The 20617-nt window shown below is 61.9% G+C and carries 13 protein-coding genes; 6 read left to right on the forward strand and 7 right to left on the reverse strand.

The features are described 5' to 3' along the window. Positions 1-12: 12 nt before the first annotated feature. The 7 genes from ACFJGX_RS23410 to ACFJGX_RS23440 form a co-directional block, all read right to left on the reverse strand. Complete coding sequence (locus tag ACFJGX_RS23410) at positions 13-822, reverse strand: helix-turn-helix transcriptional regulator (protein ID WP_382323645.1); 810 nt, start codon at positions 820-822, stop codon at positions 13-15. Between the two features lie 97 nt (positions 823-919). After that, positions 920-1909, reverse strand: a complete 990-nt coding sequence (locus ACFJGX_RS23415; protein ID WP_382327176.1) for a Bug family tripartite tricarboxylate transporter substrate binding protein — start codon at positions 1907-1909, stop codon at positions 920-922. 34 nt (positions 1910-1943) lie between these two features. Beyond that, positions 1944-2993, reverse strand: a complete 1050-nt coding sequence (locus ACFJGX_RS23420) for a Rieske 2Fe-2S domain-containing protein (RefSeq protein ID WP_382323643.1) — start codon at positions 2991-2993, stop codon at positions 1944-1946. 239 nt (positions 2994-3232) lie between these two features. Next, positions 3233-4549 (reverse strand): tyrosine-type recombinase/integrase, encoded by a 1317-nt coding sequence (locus ACFJGX_RS23425; RefSeq protein WP_382323642.1) that lies wholly within the window; start codon positions 4547-4549, stop codon positions 3233-3235. A 262-nt stretch (positions 4550-4811) separates the two neighbouring features. Continuing rightward, positions 4812-5810, reverse strand: coding sequence for a DUF4365 domain-containing protein (locus ACFJGX_RS23430; RefSeq protein ID WP_382325517.1), 999 nt, complete (start codon positions 5808-5810; stop codon positions 4812-4814). A gap of 135 nt (positions 5811-5945) precedes the next feature. Further along, complete coding sequence (locus tag ACFJGX_RS23435) at positions 5946-6602, reverse strand: nucleotidyl transferase AbiEii/AbiGii toxin family protein (protein WP_382325515.1); 657 nt, start codon at positions 6600-6602, stop codon at positions 5946-5948. Beyond that, positions 6599-7090, reverse strand: coding sequence for a helix-turn-helix domain-containing protein (locus ACFJGX_RS23440; RefSeq protein ID WP_382323641.1), 492 nt, complete (start codon positions 7088-7090; stop codon positions 6599-6601). The genes ACFJGX_RS23435 and ACFJGX_RS23440 overlap by 4 nt, the downstream gene beginning before the upstream one ends. A 212-nt stretch (positions 7091-7302) precedes the next feature. Here ACFJGX_RS23440 and ACFJGX_RS23445 point away from each other — a divergent pair, with 212 nt between their 5' ends. The 6 genes from ACFJGX_RS23445 to ACFJGX_RS23470 all read left to right on the forward strand — a co-directional run bounded on the left by ACFJGX_RS23445 (position 7303) and on the right by ACFJGX_RS23470 (position 20594). Next, on the forward strand, positions 7303-8226 hold the full coding sequence (locus tag ACFJGX_RS23445) for a restriction endonuclease (RefSeq protein ID WP_382325513.1): 924 nt from the start codon (positions 7303-7305) through the stop codon (positions 8224-8226). 30 nt (positions 8227-8256) lie between these two features. Then, a complete protein-coding gene (locus ACFJGX_RS23450) occupies positions 8257-9864 on the forward strand; it encodes a restriction endonuclease (protein WP_382323640.1) in 1608 nt (535 codons plus the stop codon). Positions 9865-10001: 137 nt separating this feature from the next. Continuing rightward, positions 10002-12026 (forward strand): ATP-dependent endonuclease, encoded by a 2025-nt coding sequence (locus ACFJGX_RS23455; protein WP_382323639.1) that lies wholly within the window; start codon positions 10002-10004, stop codon positions 12024-12026. Then, positions 12023-14062, forward strand: coding sequence for a UvrD-helicase domain-containing protein (locus ACFJGX_RS23460; RefSeq protein ID WP_382327178.1), 2040 nt, complete (start codon positions 12023-12025; stop codon positions 14060-14062). Before ACFJGX_RS23455 ends, ACFJGX_RS23460 begins: the two co-directional genes overlap by 4 nt. Positions 14063-14171: 109 nt before the next feature. Beyond that, positions 14172-18860, forward strand: a complete 4689-nt coding sequence (locus tag ACFJGX_RS23465) for a sacsin N-terminal ATP-binding-like domain-containing protein (protein ID WP_382323637.1) — start codon at positions 14172-14174, stop codon at positions 18858-18860. A gap of 12 nt (positions 18861-18872) precedes the next feature. Then, positions 18873-20594, forward strand: a complete 1722-nt coding sequence (locus tag ACFJGX_RS23470; protein ID WP_382323636.1) for a DNA/RNA helicase domain-containing protein — start codon at positions 18873-18875, stop codon at positions 20592-20594. The last annotated feature ends 23 nt before the right edge of the window (positions 20595-20617 follow it).

Here is a 20617-nt window from a genome sequence, read left to right on the forward strand (position 1 = left end):
GTCGATGTCCTGTCAGTTCGACAGCAGCAGCAACTCGCTGCGCGCCTCGATGCCCAGCTTGATGTAGGCGCGTTTGCGCAGGGTCTGGACCGTGGACGGGGCCACGCCCATGCCCGCGGCGATGCCGTCCACACTGAGACCGTCCACGATGCCCACGCAGACCTCGCGCTCGCGCTCGGACAACCGGGGTGCCCGCTGCAGCAGGTTCTGCTCGACCAGGGCCTTGCGCGCCTGCGCGTGCAGGCGCTGCCGCCGGACATGCAAGGCGTTGAGGTGCACCTTGCGAAGAATGGGTGCGATGGCGGTCAGGCGGTCGATCTCCATCGGTGCAAAAGGCCCGCAGGACACATCGCGGTAGAGGTTGATGGCAAACGCGGTGCGGGCGACCGGCGCGTACAGGAAGCTCAACCGGCCCGTGAGTTTCGAATGTTCAAAAATCTCCTGCCGCCAGCAGATGTCCGGAATGTCCTCCAGGCCATAGTGCACCACGGTCACGTCCGGCGAGGGATGCACATCCTGCTGGACCCGGCCCGCCAGGTGGGTCACCTCGTCCAGCTGGCTGTACTGCCGCTTGTAGCAGGCAAAGCACTCGGCCGTGATGTTGGGCAGGTGGTCCCCGTGCGTGCATCCATCCACCTGCGAGGGCACGGCCCCCGAGTACTCGACCAGGGAGAGGTAGTCCACCTCCACGTGCGCGTTGATGAAGTTCAGCAAGCCGCGCCCGGGTGCGGTGCTCGTCGGCACATCGAGCAGCAGGTTCATGGCCGCCGCGTCCACGTGGTGGCCGGGCGGTGGCGTGAGGACATTCCAGGTGGAGCGCATGGCGCAGCCAGTTTGAAACCTCGCCGAGAGGGCACCAATAGGGCTTACCCGGTCGGCTGCCGCGCGGCCGCGGGTCGACCTGCCCGGCGCCCTCTGCTTACTGCGCCACCAGCCCGAAGTCCTTGATGCGCTTGAGGATCACCTCGGCTTCCGCGCGGTGGCTGGCCTCGAACTCCCTGGGGGTGCTGTTCATGATGTCCAGGCCCCGCTCGTTCATCAACCGGCCGACTTCGGGGTCCGCCAGAATCTTCCGGATCTCGTCCGCGAGTTTCTTCACCACGGGTTCGGGCGTCCTGGCCGGCGCGACGAAGGCGATGTAGACGGCCGCATCGAACAAGGGGTCGTCGAAACCCTGCTCCCGCATGGTCGGGACTTGCGGCAGCGCCGGCGACCGCTCTTTGCCCATGATGGCCAGTGCGGTCACCTTGCCCGCCAGCACGTGCTGCTTGGCCAGCCCGGCCGAGGTCAGGCCCACGCTGACGGTTTTCGACAGCAGATCGGCCATCACCGGCGCCTCGCCGCGCTGCGGCACATGGACCATTTCGGCACCGATGATGCGATTGAGCTGTTCACCCGCCAGATGGCCCAGGCCACCGGGCCCCCACGAGCCATAGGTCAGCTTGCCGCGCTGCTCGGCCGCGTAGCGCCTGAAGTCGGCCATGGTCTTGACGGGGAGGTCCGCATTCGCGGAAATCACCGCCGGGCTGCGAACGGCCTGCGTGATGTAGCTGAAATCCTTGAACGGGTCGTACGACAGCGTCCTGTACATCGCCACGTTGTTGATCAGGGTGTCGCCCAAGGTCACCAGCAGCGTGTACCCGTCCGGTGCGGCGCGCGCCACCTCGGAAGCGCCCAGGGCACCGTTCGCCCCCGCCTTGTTGTCCACGATGACCGGTTGGCCGAGCTGCTTGGACAAGCGCTCACCAACGGTTCTGGCGACAAAGTCCGTCGCGCCCCCAGCGGCCGCGGAGGCCACGATGCGGATGGGCTTGTTCGGGAATGCGGCGGGCGCCTGAGCGAGCACCGCGAAAGGCAGCGCGGCGGCGCCGACGAGCGCCAACAGACGGAGGATGGTTCGACGGATCATGGGGTTGTCTCCTGGATGGGGGTGTTGTTCTGTGCTAGGCCGCGACGACCGCCGGGCGAGCGGGCGCGCGCTCGCGCTCCTTCGCCAGCTCGCTGTCCACGAGGCGGCGGAACTGCACCAGCGCGTGGTCCATCGCCATGGGCAGCATGGGCGCGGCGGGGTCGAGAAGCAGGTTCCGGTACTGGGCCGTGATGATCGAGCGGTCTTCCTCGAAGGCGGCGAGCAGTCCCTGGAAGATGGTGGCCGTGGTCCCGGGAATGGGCGCGGGCGCGTGGTAGGCCTGCTGGAAGAAGTAGTGGGTGGAGCTTGCCGTCTCGGGGGTCAGCGTCTGGCAGCTGTGCAGCCGCACCGCGCCCGCCATGTCGCCCTCGGCCTGGCCCGTCGGGCGCCCGCCGGAGTCCATGATGAGGGTGCCGGGCAGCAGGAAGTCGTAGATGAACCAACGGTCGACGTTGCCTTCGAACTCGTGGAACGAGCGCCAGTACGCGGAGGGCGGCACGTCCGGCACGTGGCGCGTGACCCGGATGCCCTGCGGCACGCGCGCCACCTCGGGTTTCGACTGCGCGATCCGCGTGGAGCCCCCCAGGGTGTTCTCGTGCACGTACGACAGGTGCGAAAAGTCCAGCAGGTTGTCGCAGATGAGCATGTAGGGCGTCTCATAGTGCAGATAGCCCGGCTGGTAGTGCCACTCGGGGTGGTCGCAGGAGAAGTTGTCCGGCAGCAGCGAGACGTCCGCGACACCCGGATCGCCCATCCAGACGAACACCCACCGGTTCCGCACGGCAACGGGGTAGCTGCGCACCTTCGCCTTGATCGGGATGCGGTCGAGGCCTGGCGCTTCGACGCAGGCGCCGTCGGGCGAGAACTTCAGCCCGTGGTAACCACAGCGCACGCAGTCGCCCTCGCGCCGACCGGCGGAAAGTGGTGCGAGGCGGTGACAGCACCGGTCTTCCAGCGCGACGGTCTCGCCATTGGCCAGGCGGTACAGGAGCAGCGGCTCGCCCAGAATGACGCGGGAAAACAGGCCTTGCTCGGGGATCTCGTGCGCCCAGGCGGCGACGTACCAGCAGTTTCGAATGAACATGTCGTTGGCTTCCATCGTGGATGGATGCCAATCTAGACGAGGGTCATTCGGCCGTCTGTCCTCCGCTTGAAGGACAGCGCCGGAACATCGGGTGCCAGAAACCAAAATGGGCTACGCGATTTCTCACGTAACCCATTGATTTATTTGGCGGAGTGGACGTCTGCCCGGGTACGGGTCCATACCATCCCAGGTTGCCCCAAAATTCTGACAGAAGCCTCGGATAGCAAGCAGACCGCGTGTCATGTCGGCTCATCGAGCGCCATGGAGTCTCCATCGCGGACGGAGGTCGATTCGGGGGTTGATCGATTGGGCGGAGGGTTTCCCGTCGACCCGTTCATCAGGGGTAAACCCTGATCTGGGGACGGGGGTCGATCGCCCGCACACCATCTGGCCCAGTCCTCCATCAAGCCTCGACGCTCTTCCAGCAAATCGCTTCTGAAATAAGCCATCTCCGTCGCGGATCCAAGGCGATGCTCCAAAGCGATCTCAGCCCACTCGCGCGGATACCGGGTTTGCTCGGCAACCCAGTCGCGGAAGGTGGACCGAAAACCGTGGACCGTCACTCCGCCAACCCCCACGCGCTTGAGCACTTGGGTCATCGCCACGGACGACAGGGTCCCTTCCTCCGTGCCGCCTGGAAAGACGTACCTGCCGCTCCGCCCCGTTTGAGCAGCGAGCACCTTCAGCGCTGCCATGGACAGTGGCACCCTGTGCGCCCTCCCCGCCTTGGTCCTTTCGGCCGGAAGGGTCCACGTCCCTCGTTCCAGATCGATCTCCGCCCAGGTGGCTTTGAGAACCTCTCCCGAGCGGCAGGCCGTCAGGATGGTGAACTCCAACGCCTGCGCGGCCACCCCGCGTTGCTCGCGCAGCGCCGCCATGAACTCGCCGATCTTCTGGAACGGCAAGGCCGCGTGGTGCCGCACGCGTTTGAGTTTCGCCGGGGGAGGCAGAAGCACCTCGAGGTGTCCTTTCCAGCGCGCCGGGTTGCTCCCCTCTCGGTATTGGTGAACTGTCGCCCAGTCCAGTACCCGTTGGATCCGCTCGCGCACGCGCGTGGCGGTTTCTGTCTTGGCGGTCCAGATCGGCCGCAGGACGTGGAGGATCTCGGCCGTATCCACCCTGCGCACGTCGATCGCACCGAGGTACGGGTAGACGTAGTCGCGCATGGTGTTCTCCCACTGCTGCCGGTGTTTGTCGTTGCGCCAGCCTGCCGCGTGCTCCCTGATGTATTCCTCGGCACACGCTTTAAAGCACTTATGCTCCGGCCGGATCGATGCGCGTCTACGGTGCTGGCGCTTGCGTGCCAATGGATCGATGTTCTGGAACAGGTACTTCCTGGCTTGCTGAGCTGCATGCCTGGCCTCCACCAAGCTGACGGTATGAAGCGGGCCCAATCCCATGAAGTGTTCCCGCCCCTGGCGCCCATACCGAAATATCCAGCTCTTGTTGCCGGATGGCGTGATCTGCAGGTACAGGCCACCACCATCGCCGAGTCGGCCGGGGCGGCATGCGCGGCGAACCTTATTGGCCGTCAGTTTTTCGATTTGTTTTGCCATAGGACATCTCGCTCCTATGTTTCATCGGCCACGTTGGACATCGAAACGATGGCGTAAGTTTCTGCTCTGCGCACGAGTAGCGAACGCTTTGGACACCAGATCTGCTTGCGGCAGTGCAATGGAGTGTCAGTGCAGTGTCACTCGGCATACACCGTAGCCGAACGTTCGGATCCCGGTGTCACCCGGCTCACTCTGGAGTTGCACTCGGGTAATGATGGAGTGACAGCAATGACGAGCACCTTTGCGAGCAGCGTATGGCGTCCTAGTAGAACGAAACACGGCCGTGCTGCTTAAGATCGCCTGCCAACCAGTCAACCACGGCGCGCAGTTCGTCATCGCTGTAAATCGAAGCCCGTATTCGATCCAGGAGATCAAGAGCGACCTCGGGGGATTGCCACTGGGCCGAGCTGGTGGCAAACAGGATCGCGCTGTGTCGAACGCGCTCACTCTGGCTCTGATCGATTGCGATCGACTCCATCACTGCCGGCACATCTGCCATGGTGTCCACCAGCGCATGCACCGCCTGCCCGATGGTCCCCCGATCAATGCCGGAATCGTCGATCACCGAGAGCATGGCGAGCGCGTCCTTGCGATCAAACAACTGGCGCATTAGTCGAAGTGCTTCCTGACGGACCTCTTCCTTGATGAAGTTCTGTTGGCTCCAGAATATGTCTCCATGCGTAGGGATGTGGCAGAGACGTGCAACGAGAGGGCGCAGGACTCTGTGACCTTGGAAATTGGAGAGACACGAGATGAGGTAGTACCAGGTAGCCATCTGCTGCCTGTGGAACGCAAACAGCGCCCGTAGTCCGTCAAAGCAGCGTTCGTCGTCCGCTCGATCGGCAAAGGACTCCATGGCCCTTCCGAAGTTCTGCTCGCGGCTATATGGTTCGCGGTAGTTCAGGCAGTGCTGCCGAAACTCGGCAAACGAAGATTCCGAAATATCTTTGTCAGCATAGATGCTGAAGGGTCCCTCCTTGATCGCCGCAGGGTTGCGTCGAAGATGGTCGGTGATGTCAACCCAGGCTGCCCTGCTCGCTTCTGGGTCGACAATGATTGCAAGCACGGGCAGCGTGTGAGACGCCCAGTACTCGAAGTGGTCGCGATCGGACTGGAAGGCGTAGCGTCCACCGGCTGCGCGATATGAAGAGCCCGACTTTATTTGCAGCGCTACGCAGCAACCCGTGGCGCTTTCACCACAAACTCGACGTAGGCATCGTTTCCGAGGTCGTTCTGCAGATCGATCTCTTGGAACGTGCAGTTGTGGTGCTCAACCAGCGTACGCACGAAGTTGATCCCCTCCCGGCTTGTTGCCTGGGAGCGCTTTCTCGTGGTAGTCATATCCCACCCTGCATCAACATGTCCCTTCGCGATAAGTGCCGTGCCGCTCTAACAACTACAGGCTGTCCAGGAACTCGCCGACCACCGCCACGCAGTGATCGAAGCCTGGCGTGTAGTCCAGCGTAGCAATGGCGTCGAAGGAGGCCGGCAATCCAGCATGCGGCTGCCGAATCTGGGACAGGAATGCTTCTCGGTGGCGCAACAGGAACGGCATCGCCGTCAGGAGCTGCTGGGGCTCGCGCTCGATCACCAGCGCAAAGTCGAACAGATCGCGCGCCGTGGCTCGGTCACCACGGTGGTACATCTTCTTGGCAATGATTTCGGCGGCTGTCTCCACCTTCACGGAGCGACCGCCGATGTCCCAGGTTTCCCAGGCGTCGGCCAGCAGGTTTGGCGCGGCCACGAAGTCGACCTCGCCTTCCTCGAACTGCAGTTTGACGAACGCGCCGGGCTGCTCGGTGTAGTCCTGCGTCAGGTCTGCCGCCGTATCGCTCAACCGAGGCGTGACAAAGCCGAGGTACTGCGGATCGGGCACGAAGATGTCGATGTCCTTGCTCAACCGATGGTGGTAGCGAAACATCAGCACGGTCCCACCGCCCAAGGTCCAGAACGGATCGGCGATTCCACCGTACCGGCTGATCTCGTCAATCAGCGCCAGAGCCCGCGGGAACAGCTTTTCCCAGGGACCGCCGGGCAGTGACCCGGACTTCATGCCCACAACGCCCGCCGGTGCACGGACAAGGATTCGGCCAGCTTCGCCACGTTGCGCCAGATCTGCCGCGGCGGCAGGTGCGCGCGTGATGCCGCCTCCTCCACGGCCATCACGACGATGGGGACGGGCGCTTCGTCGAGCAAATGGGTCAGGTGCGGCGCAAATGGGAGCGGCACGTCACCGCTCGCCAGGGCCTGCTCCAGCGCATCAGGCTCCAGTTCATGCGCATAGCTGACGCTGGCTGTCTTGGCCGCCATCCACAGGCCACGCTTCTTGCGCCGCGCCAGCGTATCCGGCTTGGGGCTATCTAACCCCAACACCGCCATCACCTGCCCCACGCGGTTGACGCCCAGATCGCTCAGGGTGCCGTTTTCCAAGCCGACCAGGGTCTGACGCGACAGGCCACTCAGGTGCGCCAGTTGCGCCTGGGACAGGCCCAACTCAGCGCGCCGCACACGTACAGCATGGCCGATGTCGATCAGGTTCATGACAGGTCGCAATCGAATATTGTCCAAAATATTAGACATATTACAGCGATCCACACCTGCCCGCAACCATCATCACGCCATCGCCATTCCGCGAAACGCATTTGATGATGCACCGAATGAGGGCATTACCTCCGATTCGCTGCCAAATCGCCTCCGAGTTTGTTGCAGAATGTTTATTCAATTTACCGATCGGCGGTTTCAAAGGGGAATCAATGGCGAGACGGCGCAAGTCCAGCGCGGCGGAGGACCTCATGGACCTAGTGGCTTTGATGCCCTGGTGGGCGGGCGTGGCGTTGGCGCTCGCTAGTTATTGGGTACTGCATGCCGTTGCCTCGCGTCCCCTGCCTGCTGCGCAGTCCGCTCAACAAATCGGACAGATGGCCACGACGGCCATTTGGCAGGGCCTCGCCACGGGAGGCCAATACCTAGTGCCGATGATCTGCCTCTTTGGCGCCGTGATATCGGCGGTACGCCGCCGGCGACGGCGCGCCCTGTTCGATACCACCTCGGCGAGCAGCAGCGCGGATGCGCTACAGGACATGTCCTGGCAGCAGTTTGAACTGCTGGTCGGTGAAGGTTTCCGGCGCCGCGGCTATGTGGTCAAAGAGGTTGGTGGTGGTGGCGCCGATGGCGGCGTGGACTTGGTGCTCGCCAAGGCGGGCGAGAAGACCTTCGTGCAGTGCAAGCAGTGGAAGGCCTTCAAGGTGGGCATCTCCACGGTGCGGGAGCTGTATGGCGTGATGGCCGCGTACGGTGCTGCAGGCGGCTTCGTCGTGACCTCCGGGCGTTTTACGCAAGAGGCTGCGGCATTCGCCAACGGCCGCAACATCCAATTGATCGATGGCCCTGCCCTCATGAATCTGCTGCGCGAAGCGCGAAACAAGGATGGGGGCCGTCCATCGGCTTCCAATTTGAGTGCAGCGCAAGCCGTGGCATCACCCGACAGACATACCGAGGCGACAGAGACGACCAAAGCTATGGAGCCGACAGCGTCTGCGGAACCACCCTGTCCTCGATGCGGAAAACCGATGGTGCGGCGCGTGGCGAAGCGAGGCGCCGCAGCGGGCAAATCTTTCTGGGGATGCTCAGCGTTTTCTGAAGGATGCCGAGGCACGCGTGAGATCCAGAGCGCCTGATGGCGATACCGAAAAGAAGAAGGAGAAGAGATGGGGCGAAGAAGCGGATTTGAGGGATTCCTGCGCGCCACGGCGCGGGCAGTGGCCGCCGCGGAGCGTGAGCGTCAGCGCGGCGTCCGTGCGCAACTGACCCAGGCGCGGCAGATCGAGCGCCATCAACGCATGGCGCTGGCACAGCAGAACCGTGACGACCGTGCCGCGCAGAAACTCGCCAAGGCGCAGTACTTGGCCGACCGGCAGGGCGAAGCCGATGACCTGAACGCCGAACTGCATGATCGACTTGAAGAACTGCAAGGCATCCTGGCGCATACGCTGTCGCTGGATGACCGCATCGACTTTGATGCACTGCGGCCGGCCGCGGATTTCGAAGCCTTCAAACCACCACCGGAACTCGCACCGGGCCGCGCCCCACGCGCGCCACAGATCTCCCCACCCTCAGGCCTGCGCAAATTGATTCCGGGAGCTGCCAAAAAGCACGCTGCCGCGCTGTCCAGAGCAGCCAGCGACCATCAGTCGGACGTCGTGCGCTTCAACCAGGCCGAGGCCATCAAGCGCGAGCAGTTTGCTAAGCTCAAGGCGGACTACGACCAGAGCAAGAGCCAGTTCGAGATGGAGGTCAAGCGCCGCAACGCCGAGGTTGATGAATTCCAGACGGCCTATCACGCGAAGGAACCAGATGCTGTAGTGGCCTACAACGAGATGGTGCTGGCCCGGTCGGAGTACCCCACGGAAGGGTTCCCGCAGAAATTCCGCATCGCCTACAGCCCCGATTCATCGGAACTGATCGTTGAGTACGACCTGCCGGAAGTACAGGCAATCCCGAAGGAGGCAGAGTACCGCTACGTCAAGACCAAGGATGTCATTGAGTCCAAGGCCAGAAAGCCGGCTGAGATCAAGCAGCTCTACCAGGACATCGTCGCCTCGATCACGCTGCGCACCTTGCACGAGCTGTTTGAAGCCGATCAGGCTGATGCGCTCGCGCTGGTTACCTTCAATGGCATGGTGGACACCCACGATCCGGCCAGTGGGCGCGAAGTGCGGGTGCCGGTTGTGTCGGTCCGGGCACCTAAGATGGAATTCTTGGGCCTACGGCTGGAGAAAGTCGAAAAGGTGGCCTGTCTGAGAAATCTCGGTGCTCAGGTGTCCAACCGCCCGGACGAGTTACAGGCGGTTAAGCCAATCGTCGAATTCGACATGGTCGACAAGCGCTTCATCGAGCAGGGGGATGCCTTGTCAGGGCTCGAAACGCGCCCGAATCTGATGGACCTGACGCCGGCAGACTTCGAGGTACTCGTCTCCAATCTCTTCAGCAAGATGGGGCTTGATACCAAGCTCACGCGCAGTTCAAAGGACGGTGGCGTGGACGCTATCGCCTTCGACACGCGCCCGGTGCTCGGAGGCAAGGTGGTGATTCAGGCCAAACGTTATCGCGACACGGTGGGAGTGAGCGCTGTCCGGGATCTGTACGGAACCATGCTCAACGAGGGTGCCAACAAAGGCATTCTGGTTTGTACCAGCGGTTATGGGCCCGATGCGTATAACTTTTCCAAAGACAAGCCCATTGAACTGATTGATGGCGGCGGGCTGCTGTATCTCTTGCGTGAGCATGCGGGGACTGCAGCGCGGATTGTCGTTTGATCGTTTAGTCCAATTAGATAAGCGAAAACCTCGTGCTGATGCCTGAAATATGCAGCGGACTGGATTGCAGCGGGACCAGCCAATCGAGCGACGGCGTACGAAGACTGCTGCCAGCCTAGCGATCGCTTGGAGATTCCATGTTTCTGTCACAGCTCACGATCAAGAATTTCCGGCAATTTGGTGCTGGTGACCCGGTGTTTTCCATCGAGTTTCGCGAAGGCGTCACGGCACTCGTCGGCGAAAACGATGCAGGCAAGACGGCCGTCATCGACGCGATCCGGCATGCGCTGACGACCCGTGACATGGAATTCATGCGCGTGCAACCCGAGGACTTCCACATCCGAACCGATGGGCAGCAAGCGGCGGAGATCACGATCCGGGCCCGGTTGTCCGGGCTAACAGACAGCGAGAAAGGCGCGTTCGCCGAATACCTGACGTACGAGGGCGCGGGGGTCGCCCTCTATGTGCACTGGTTTGCACGCCGTTTGAGCGAGACACCCGGCAGCCGGCGATGGGTCGACATCACGGTGCGCAGCGGCCCCGCAGGCGAGGGCCCTCCCTTCGACGCGACGGTCCGGCAGCTGCTTGCGACTGCCTACCTGCGTCCCTTGCGCGATGCCGAGCGCGAGATGTCGCCGGGACGCGGCTCCCGTCTGTCGCAGATCCTGAACAACTTCCCGGAGATCAAGAAGGGGCAGCCGTTCGACGCGGCCTCGCCGCCGGCCGACGCGGCGCAGGCGGCCAACTTGAGTCTGTCCGGGTTGTCCGACTACTTGCGTCACTTGGTCGACCAGCATGAAGGCATCGGGGGTGCGCAGAAGGCTATCAATACCGATTACCTGGCCCGCCTGTCGCTTGCCGGCGAGGCGCTGCACGGGCGCATCAGTTTCGCGGAAGGCGGCACCGACGCAGCTCGGTTACGGCAGATCCTCGAACGCCTGGAGTTGGACCTGCTCGCGGGGCCGGATGGTCGGTCCCGCGGCACGTACGGCCTGGGTTCCAACAACCTGCTGTTCATGGCCTGCGAGCTGCTGTTGCTTGGCAAGGAACCCGATGGCCTCCCCCTGCTGCTGATCGAGGAGCCGGAAGCGCATCTGCATCCGCAGCGGCAGTTGCGCTTGATGGAGTTCCTGGAAGCCGCCGCCACGCCCTTGGTGGGAAGCACTCGGCGCCAGGTGCAAGTCATTGTCACCAGCCACAGCCCCAACCTGACGTCGAAGATCCCGTTGCAGAACCTGGTGCTGCTACATCGGCAAGGCGCCTACTCGATGGCCGAAGGCCACACGCACCTGAGCAAGAGCGACTACAGGTTCCTACAGCGCTTCCTCGACGTGACCAAGGCCAACCTGTTCTTCGCGCGCGGCCTGATCGTGGTGGAGGGCGACGGCGAGGCCCTCCTGGTACCGACGCTCGCTCGGCTGATCGACCGTGACTTGACCCAGCACGGCGTGTCGATCGTGAATGTGGGTGGCACCGGCTTGCGACGCTATGCACGAATCCTTCAACGCCAGGATCCCGCCAAGGGCGTCTTTGCGATTCCGACGGCCTGCCTGGCCGACATGGATGTGATGCCAGACTGCGCACCCCGCATCCTGGAGTTGGTCGCGGACGATGCGGACCCGAAGTGGACCAGTCCGCGTCGCAAATGGCGGGTCAAGCGCGAGTTCGGCGCCACCCCTGCCGACCGGCAAGCCGGACTCGAGGCTAGGCGGATCCGGCTCAGCGAAGGCGATGGGCAGAACATCAGGACCTTCGTCGCCAATGAATGGACACTGGAGTACGACCTGGCATTCGCCGGCCTCGCCGAAGAGGTCTACATGGCCGCCGTCCTCGCGGCCAACGACGACCCCTTGAACAACGACAAGAAGACGCATGCGGACGTCAAGGCGGCCGCGAAGCTGGACTACGCCGCGCTGGTGGTCCAGGCCGCCGGCGATCGCGAGGTGTTGTGCTCCCATGTCTATGAGATGTTCTCGAGCAAGCGGGCCTCCAAGTCCATTGCGGCACAACATCTGGCTGACCTGCTGAGCGAGCACGCGAGGACAGGCGAGATCGATGGCGCCTGGCTGTCGGCACGCCTTCCGGCCTATATCCGGGAAGCCATCGCCTTCGCCACCACCCCGCCGGCGCCTGCCGTAGCAGCCGTGGCGCCGGCGGCATGATTGCGCCGTCGGACCTGATCGGCCCCATCACCGATGACGACATCGAGTGGGCTCGCGGATTGCTCAAGCTGCAGACCCTCGATGCGCAGCGGCGAGCGTTCCTGAAGTCGTTGACCACGCTGGACGTCTCTGCCTGCCCCGGCAGCGGCAAGACCACGCTCGTCGTAGCGAAGCTGGCGATTCTCGCGCGCAAGTGGAAAAGCACGACCCGCGGCATCTGCGTCCTCTCTCACACCAACGTGGCGCGCGAGGAGATCGCGCATCGCTTGGGCAACACGGATGTCGGCCAGCGCCTGCTTGGCTATCCGCACTTCATCGACACCATTCACGGATTCGTGAATCGTTTTCTGGCGATCCCATGGTTGCTGTCGGCGGGCTACCGCGTCGCCGCGATCGACAACGATCTGACGACAAGGGTGCGCCGTCGCCATCTCAGCCCAGGGGATTATTTCACCCTGAACGGTTACCTCGAGAAGAAATTCATCAGCTTCGACAGCCTGCGCCTCGGCAGCGCCAACTTTGCGACACCGTTGGCGAACACGAGTTTTCCCAGCGGTACTCACACCAAGATGTACCAGCTCGCGGCGTCCGCGCTGCAGCATGCGGCTGTACAGGGCTACTTCTGCTACGACGAGATCTTCCTTCTCGGTGAAGCCTTGCTGGCGCAGCAGCCCAGTCTTCCCTCTATTCTCCAGAACCGGTTTCCCTTCGTCCTGGTCGACGAGATGCAGGACACCTCCGAACAGCAGAACGCATTCCTGCGGCGGCTCTTCCCGCGTGACGTGCCTGCGGTCTGCATCCAGCGCGTCGGTGATCCGAACCAGGCCATTTTCGAGGGTGGGGTCAAGCCAGTCGCCGATGCATTTCCCGACAACATACGGTGCGTCAACATCGCCGACTCCTTCCGCTTCGACGCGTCGATCGGGGCGCTTGCCAATCCCTTCGCTTACCTCCCTGTTCAACCCAGCGGCTTGAAGGGTGTGCGGCCGACCGCGGTGGCAGGTCAGGGGCTACCCCACACCATCTTTGTCTTTCCCGACAACGATCCTTCCGGCGTTCTGGACGCCTTCGGCCATCACGTGCTCGCCACGTTGCCTGCGCCCCTGATAGCCTCGTCGGCGGTCACTGCGGTCGGCGCGGTTCACAAACCCTTCCCCGACGTGGAACCCGGCCACAAGCAATACCCCGAGACCGTCCCGCACTACTGGGCGGGATATCAGCCAGGTGCCGGCCGTCCGACCTATCGGCCACGCACCCTCGTTGAGAACCTCCTCGCGGCGCAGGTGCTTGCATCGAGTGGTGGCCCTCTCCATCAATGCGTGGACAGCGTCGCTTCAGCAATCGCTCACCTCGCCAACTTGCTGGCAGGAACGACGCAAATGCGGTCAAGCAGCCGGCAACACTTGCAGATAGAAAAGCGCCTCACGGATGCCGATGAAATGCGGACCGTGTATCGCGGCTTGCTCGCCCGATTCGTAGTCGATCGAGAGCCACTTGATGCGGCACGTTGGGCACAGCTCTGCCCTGAAATCCGGAAACTTGCGGCCGCTTTGGCCGGGGGTATTGCTAACGCGCCTGCCGCCAACGACTTCATGGCTTCGCGAACTACCGAGCCCCCCACGCTGCCCGTCAATCTGAATCAAGCTCAGTCCGTGCCAGCGAACAGTTACCGCTACATCCACGGGAACACCAGTGTCGATATCCGGCTGGGCTCCATCCACATGTCGAAGGGCCAGACCCATTCGGCCACGCTCCTTCTGGAGACTTTCAACCAAACGCACTTCCTGCATGGGCTGATGCCGTGGCTCTTGGGCCAACACCAGAATGGCGCAAAGTGCGCCAGCGACAAGGCGATGCAACGGCTACTGCAGGCCTACGTGGCGATGACCCGACCTACTCACCTGCTGTGCCTAGCTTTGCGAAACAGCTCGCTGGGGGCGGAAAAGGACGTTACGGTGAATGAGGAGAGGCTGATGGCGCGCGGTTGGCAGATCCGGCATCTAGCACCGGGAGCGGCCACCGATGAAGCCGCGTGATCTTTCTGGTTGCTGGCCGTTCGGATCTCATAGCGCGTCCGCTCGGCGAGCGTGGCTCGCCTCGCCCTTCAGGCAACTAGGCGGATCGGCCTCGTAAACCGGAGAAGATATGCAGGATCATCAAGCGGCTCAGAAAACCGGAGAGGGTCGCGCCCTCATAGAGCAGATTCGGCGTTCTGAATACATGATCGGAATGACCCTCGCCCCTGACGCAGAGGCGGCGGCTGAAGGCATGCGTAGAAAGCTCAACAGCGCCCTGCGACTGCTGTCTGACGATCTGTACTCCACGAAGACCCATTTCATTCTCGAACTGGTCCAGAACGCCGACGACAACGCCTATGCCATCGGAGTCGGCCCCGAGATCCATTTGACGCTTTCCTCGGAAGCCTTGACGATCTGGAACAACGAACTGGGGTTCACGCAAGCGAACGTGCGAGCGCTGTGCAGCGTCGGCGAAAGCACCAAATCAAGGAAGGTTGGATTCATCGGCGAGAAGGGCATTGGATTCAAGTCTGTGTTTCAAGTCTCCAATGCTCCACAGATTCACTCCAACGGCTTTCATTTTCGGTTCGACATGTCGAAGCCCGAGGAGCACCTTGGCTACGTTGTGCCCCACTGGATTGAACCCAGCGCTGCGCACGCCAGCGAGGGCACAACCATCGTTCTTCCGGCAAAGCCAAGTGAAAGCTTTACAAGCACAGTACTGAGCGAACTGGACGCGAGACTTCTACTCTTCTTGCGCAAGCTCCGTCGCATTGATCTACGAACGCCCGATGAACGCGTATCCATGCGCCGGCTAGATGAAGATGGTTTCGTCGCACTGCTGACTAGTCGGCAATCGACAGACAACGAGGTGAAGAGTTCACGGCAGCGCTACCTGCGGGTCGCCGTGAACGTCTCCATGGCCGGCGCGATTGACGAAAAGCGGCCGTCCACGCCCGACAGCGAGATCGTCTTGGCCTTTCCCGTAGACGATGCTGGCAAATCGCTCTCAACATCGGAATGCGCAACCTTCGCGTTCTTGCCGATCCGCGCATTCGGATTTCGCTTCTGTATCCAGGCCGACTTCCTGCTGAGTTCTGCCCGCGAAGACATCCAGACCGCCCGGCCTTGGAACGCTGCGCTGCGCGACGCCATCGCGCCGGCGTTCGTCGCCAGCCTCCAGCATTTCCGTAACCGGCCTGCACTCGCACGGACCTTTCTGCAGTTTCTGCCGCAAGAGCAGGAACTTACCCACGGCTTCTTCGCCCCCGTCGTGCAGCAAATGTTGGAGGCGCTGGCAGGGACTGATTGCGTTCTCTGTGCAACCGGCCAATGGCGAAAGCCGGCCGAAGTCATGACTGCGCCGGCGGCATTCCAACGACTGGTGCCTGCTGATCAGGCCTGGAAGATCTTTGGAAAAGACTATCCGGCCCCCGACCTGGAGGTCGAACCAAGCACCCTGAAGAGGCTCGGCTGCGCGCCCCTCTACGTCGCTGACGTCGTCAAGGTCTTTGTCGAGCACGGAGACTGGGTACGCGAGCAAGGTCCCGGGTGGCTCGTGCAGTACTTTCGCTACCTGGCCACTCTCAATCGTCGACATCTTTTGGACGCGGGGGTCGAAGAAGCCCGTTGTCTACCAGTCAGCGATGGCACCCTGCAGTCTCCAAGCAGTGGGACCGTATTTACCCCTTTAGCTCGCGGTAAGAAATTTGGATTCGAGCAGGAGCTTCGAATTCTTGACGAGGCCTTCATTGACCTCCTTGAAGAAAAGGATGAGGCGGATATTCGGAGTTTGTTGCACGACCTTGGCGTGCGCGCGCCCGAGCCTTATACGTTGATCACGAATCACATCCTGCCAGCGCACAAGACCGACCGTTGGCGTGATTCTTCATTCTCAGCGCTTACGGGCCACGTCCGGTATGTCAAAGCCAAGCTCAGGGACTACCTTGACGCGGCCACCACGCACGGTCAGTCGGACGCCTCCGCTTTAGAAATCTTGCGTAAAGGTCTGCGCCTCAAGACAAAGAAAAATGAGGACTCGAAGTGGTGGTTTCAGCTCGCGGACGATGTATACCTTGGACGCGAGTATCAACCTGAGTTCGACATCGAAGCCTTGCTCCAGGAGAAGCTCGATTGTCTGCGGCTGGTCTCGCCTGACTATCTCCCCCCTGGACTGGACAAACTGGACCCGCAGACGCGCGCTACCGTTCTCGCTGAATGGCGAGACTTCTTCTTCCGCATCGGTGTGAACCCTTCGCCGCGTCTATCCGGCGAGGGCAACGCGGCGTGCAGCTCCGAACTAGCCATCTTGCTTGGCTCCGACAGCGCAGCCATCCGACGCCAGACGCTCGAGTGCCTGGATCGAAACTGGCACCGCTACAGTAGCCACGCGACCTATTCACAGAGCAGCAAGCCTGGGACCAGGTATTACACGAGCTTTGCTACAACGCTGCGTACGACCATTGCACCGACAAGACAGCGGCGCTCGGCCAGCCTGCAAGAAGCCTACTATCCGATCGACATTGTCAAGGATGTTTTCGGAAGTTCTCCTACCTACATCGATGCCGAACTACTCAGCGAGGACTTTCTTGACATTTGCGGGATCGTGCACCGCGTCGATGTCAGCGCGTGCATCAAACGACTGAAGCAGATCAAAGCAACAGAAAAGCCTTCTGCGGCGCATGTTCGTCCCCTCTATCGACATCTAGATCAGATTTTCGACCGCAATGCCTCCCGCGTCCGTGAAGCGTTCCAGGAACACGCACTGATCCTCACACGAAGCGACGAATCGCCATGGCGCGGCCCGGATGAAGTGGTTTGGTCGCCCCCGGGAGAATTTCTCAGCCGTCACTACCCTGCGCTGCAGGGTCAGTACGCGGACTCGCACGGCTTCTTTGTCCGCAAGCTGGGGGTGCCTCATGAAGTGTCGATCGCTGCAGCCGTCCGTGCCTTGCCCTCGTTGACGGAAGCAGGACTGACCGTCGAAGCACAAGCGGCAGAGGCGCTGCGGATCTATGCACGGGCCAGTCGCGAACTCGCATCTCCGCTCGGTAGTGCCGCACCGGCATGGCTCGCTGATTTCAAAGCCCGCCCGGTTTTCCTCAACCATCGGGGCGAAATGGTGACGCTCAGCGATGTCCTCTACGCCGATGATCAGCCTGCGACCAGCGCACTCTTCGGTGCGCACGACGATATTTCTTTCCTCGCCGTACCAGCGACTCGCCTTCCTCAAATTCGGGTGCTGCTGGATACCGCTGGCGTCCCGCTGCTGTCGAACAGTCTGGAGATAAAGCTTCAGGATCCTGGGACTGGTCGTCCGAACACCACACTTTCCGCAAAGGTACGAGAACGGTACCGCTATATTGCTCGCTTGGTCTACGCGCAGTCTCATACCGTCTTCGAACGCGCGAAAGAGGCCGGTCTCTGGCGTCGCCTGTCCCTTCTCAGGGTCCTCGACGTCGATACCCTCACCATCTGCACTTCCCTTCAAGGTATCACCGCTACGGCCCAGGGCGAAGTCGTGATCTCCGGTGAGTGCGCTTTCGTGAGATCGGGGGCCAAAGGTGTCGTAGACCGGTTGTCCCGTGAGATCTGTTTGATGCTCAAGGCGCCCATGACGCTGGTGGATGGGGTCAGCCGAGTTCTTCGGGACGAAGAGATCGGCGAGGTTGAAGAGTATCTTGATGTCCGAGAGATTCCCGCGCTACCTGACGACGAGTTGTCTCAGTTGACCCTCGAACATGCGCCGCCTGCCTCAGAGAACCCACAATCGCCGGAGCTTTCCCAGGATCAGGACGAAGGCGCACCTGTGCAAGCGCCGGCCAGGCCGTCGCAAGAGACAGCCTCACCTTCCACCGCGAATGCAGCGCAGCCACCCGCAGTCACAGTGCCCTCGACTGGCGCGCCACAGAAGCCCCTCACGTCACCCTCAGCGCAGCTATCAACGGTTGCCGATGCACTCCCGGCCTCCGCGCCGTTGGCCCCAACCAGCAATTCCGCATCAGGATCTAGCACTGCGGCGACCCCTGCCAAGCCCGAACGACCGGAGAACGCGCCCATTCATCAGGGGGCGAATCGCTCCGGATCGGCAAAAAGCACCGCGACCAAGCCGGGGTGGACTGGTAACGTCCGCCGCCGCGGGCGCCACCAGGGTACTCGCGCTCCCTCGTCGAGCGATCCAGGTCATCGACTCCTGAGCTATGTCGAGCCCGCTCCAGTGAATCGCGATTTGTCCGGCATACCAGATGAGGCCGATCGTGCGCGAGATCGCGACGTCACGGCCCAGGCGGCCGTGCAGCACTTCCTGCAGACGCAGCAGACGAAGTGGGCGACCTTGGAAGAAATGCCTCCGTACAACAAGGGATTCGATGTCCGCGGGATCGCCCACGACGGCAGCGAGCATTTCATCGAGATCAAGGGGCAGTCAGCGGCATGGACCGCAGCGGGAATCGTCCTGACGCCCTCAGAGTTGCTGTGTGCGGCCGAGAAGCGCGAGCACTACTGGCTCTGTATCGTCGAACACGCTATTCAACCGGGACGACAAATCCTTCACTTGGTGAACAACCCGTTCGGCAAGACCGATCAATTCCGATTCGATTCTGGGTGGAAGGCGACCGCGATCAGTGAAACCGGAGCGCCTCCTTTGGTCCCGGTGCCGGGACTTCGCATCGAGATCCAAGGTCTTGGGAGTGGCACCATCATCAGCGTCAAAAAAGCAGGCAACGTGTTCTGCAAGCTCCACGTCCACCTCGCTGATGGTCGACAGGTGTTCAAGGTGTTCGAGCCGGCCCGGATGAGGCTTTCTCAGGGAGACTAGCGATGGCCGATCATGCGTCCCATCCTCAGTGACGAACAGTTGCGGGCCCTGCCCTCGCAGGCCGAGGCACGGTTCTACCGCGCGTGCCGCGACCAGCTTCCGGATGATGTACTCGTCATTCACTCGGCCACTTGGACCTACCGGGACAAATTGCACCAACTGCGCGAGGGGGAAGCGGACTTCACGCTGGCTTTCGCGAACGCCGGACTCCTCACCGTGGAGGTCAAGGGCGGCGGCGTCGCGGTGGATGCAAGAACCGGTACATGGACCTCCATCGACCGTTTCGGCACCACGCACAAGATCAAAGACCCGTTCCGGCAAGCGCAATCGGAGAAATTCGCGATCCTGGACCAACTAAAGGGCCACGCCAAATGGCGCGGTTGGCCGGGCAAGCGCGTGCTCAGTGGGCATGCGGTCTTCTTCCCGGATCTGCACGACATCGGCCCTTTGGTACACACAAGCAGGGCCCGGCAAATCATCGGCGGGCAGGCCGATCTGGCCCAACTACAGGCCTGGACTGCGCAGTCCAACGCGTTCTGGCGCGATGGTCAAGAGCAGGATCTCGGCAAAAGAGGTGTCATGTTGGTCGAAGAGATACTGTGCGGCTCAGTTGAAGTCCGCGCACTCTTGCGAGCGGAACTGGCATATGCGGAAGCCGAACTCGTAAGACTAACGGAGCGACAGGCACGCATCCTGCGCATTATCGGTGGCCGTAAGCGAGCGGTCATTGCCGGAGGTGCAGGAACTGGCAAGACGCTCATCGCCATCGAGAAGGCTCGTCAGCTCGCGGCACAGGGTCAAGCGGTCCTCCTGCTCTGCTACAACCGACCGCTCGCCGATGTCCTGGCACAGGGGCTCGCGAACGTCGAAAGACTTACGGTGATGAGTTACCACCAGTTGTGCGAAAGACGCATCGCGCTGGTGCGCGAACGCACTGGACGCGACCTTCTAGCCGAAGCTGCCGCGTCCTATCCCGGGCAAGGGGAGCGGCACAAGTTCGAGATCTTGATGCCGTTCGCACTCGCCTTGGCCAACGACATCCTTGTGGGTGATTTGTTCGACAGTGTCATCGTCGACGAGGCGCAAGATTTCAGTGACGAGTACTGGTTTGGCGTCGAAACCCTCCTGAAGAATCCTGACCAGGGCGCCTTTTACCTCTTCACGGATCGCAACCAAGCGATTTACCGGCGCGACGCGAAACTTCCCATCGAAGACGAGCCATTTTTCCTGACCGCGAACTGCCGCAACACGACGCCAATTCACGCACTGGCCTATGGTTTCTACGTGGGGACGCCGGTCGACTTGCCAGAGCTGAGCGGCCCCGATGTCGACATTGTGCAGTTCGACAACGAGTCACAGCAGGCCACGGAGATCGCGCGGCGCGTGCGAGGCCTTCTACTTGACGAGAAGGTGGCTCCGGCGGACATCGTCGTATTGCTGGCCAAGCGCCCAAAAGGCGCTCTCTACGAGTTGCTGGGGCAGCACCGGCTTCCAGGCAAGACAGATTGGTCCTTCGAACGCCGCATGCCAGGCACGATCCTGGTCGATACCGTTGCCCGCTTCAAGGGACTCGAGGCTCCAGTGGTGATCCTCTGGCTCGGCGAGGAAATCGCAACTGCTGAAGAAGCGGAAACAGTGTACGTCGGGACGTCACGCGCCAAGTACCTAATGCATATCGTGGGCAGCACCAAGGCGTGTGCTGGCTTGGTACCACTCCCGAATGCTCAGATTTGACCACCATACGAGGTCCCTCTAGT

This window comes from Hydrogenophaga sp. UC242_50 (assembly GCF_042697355.1).
Lineage (GTDB): Bacteria > Pseudomonadota > Gammaproteobacteria > Burkholderiales > Burkholderiaceae_C > Hydrogenophaga.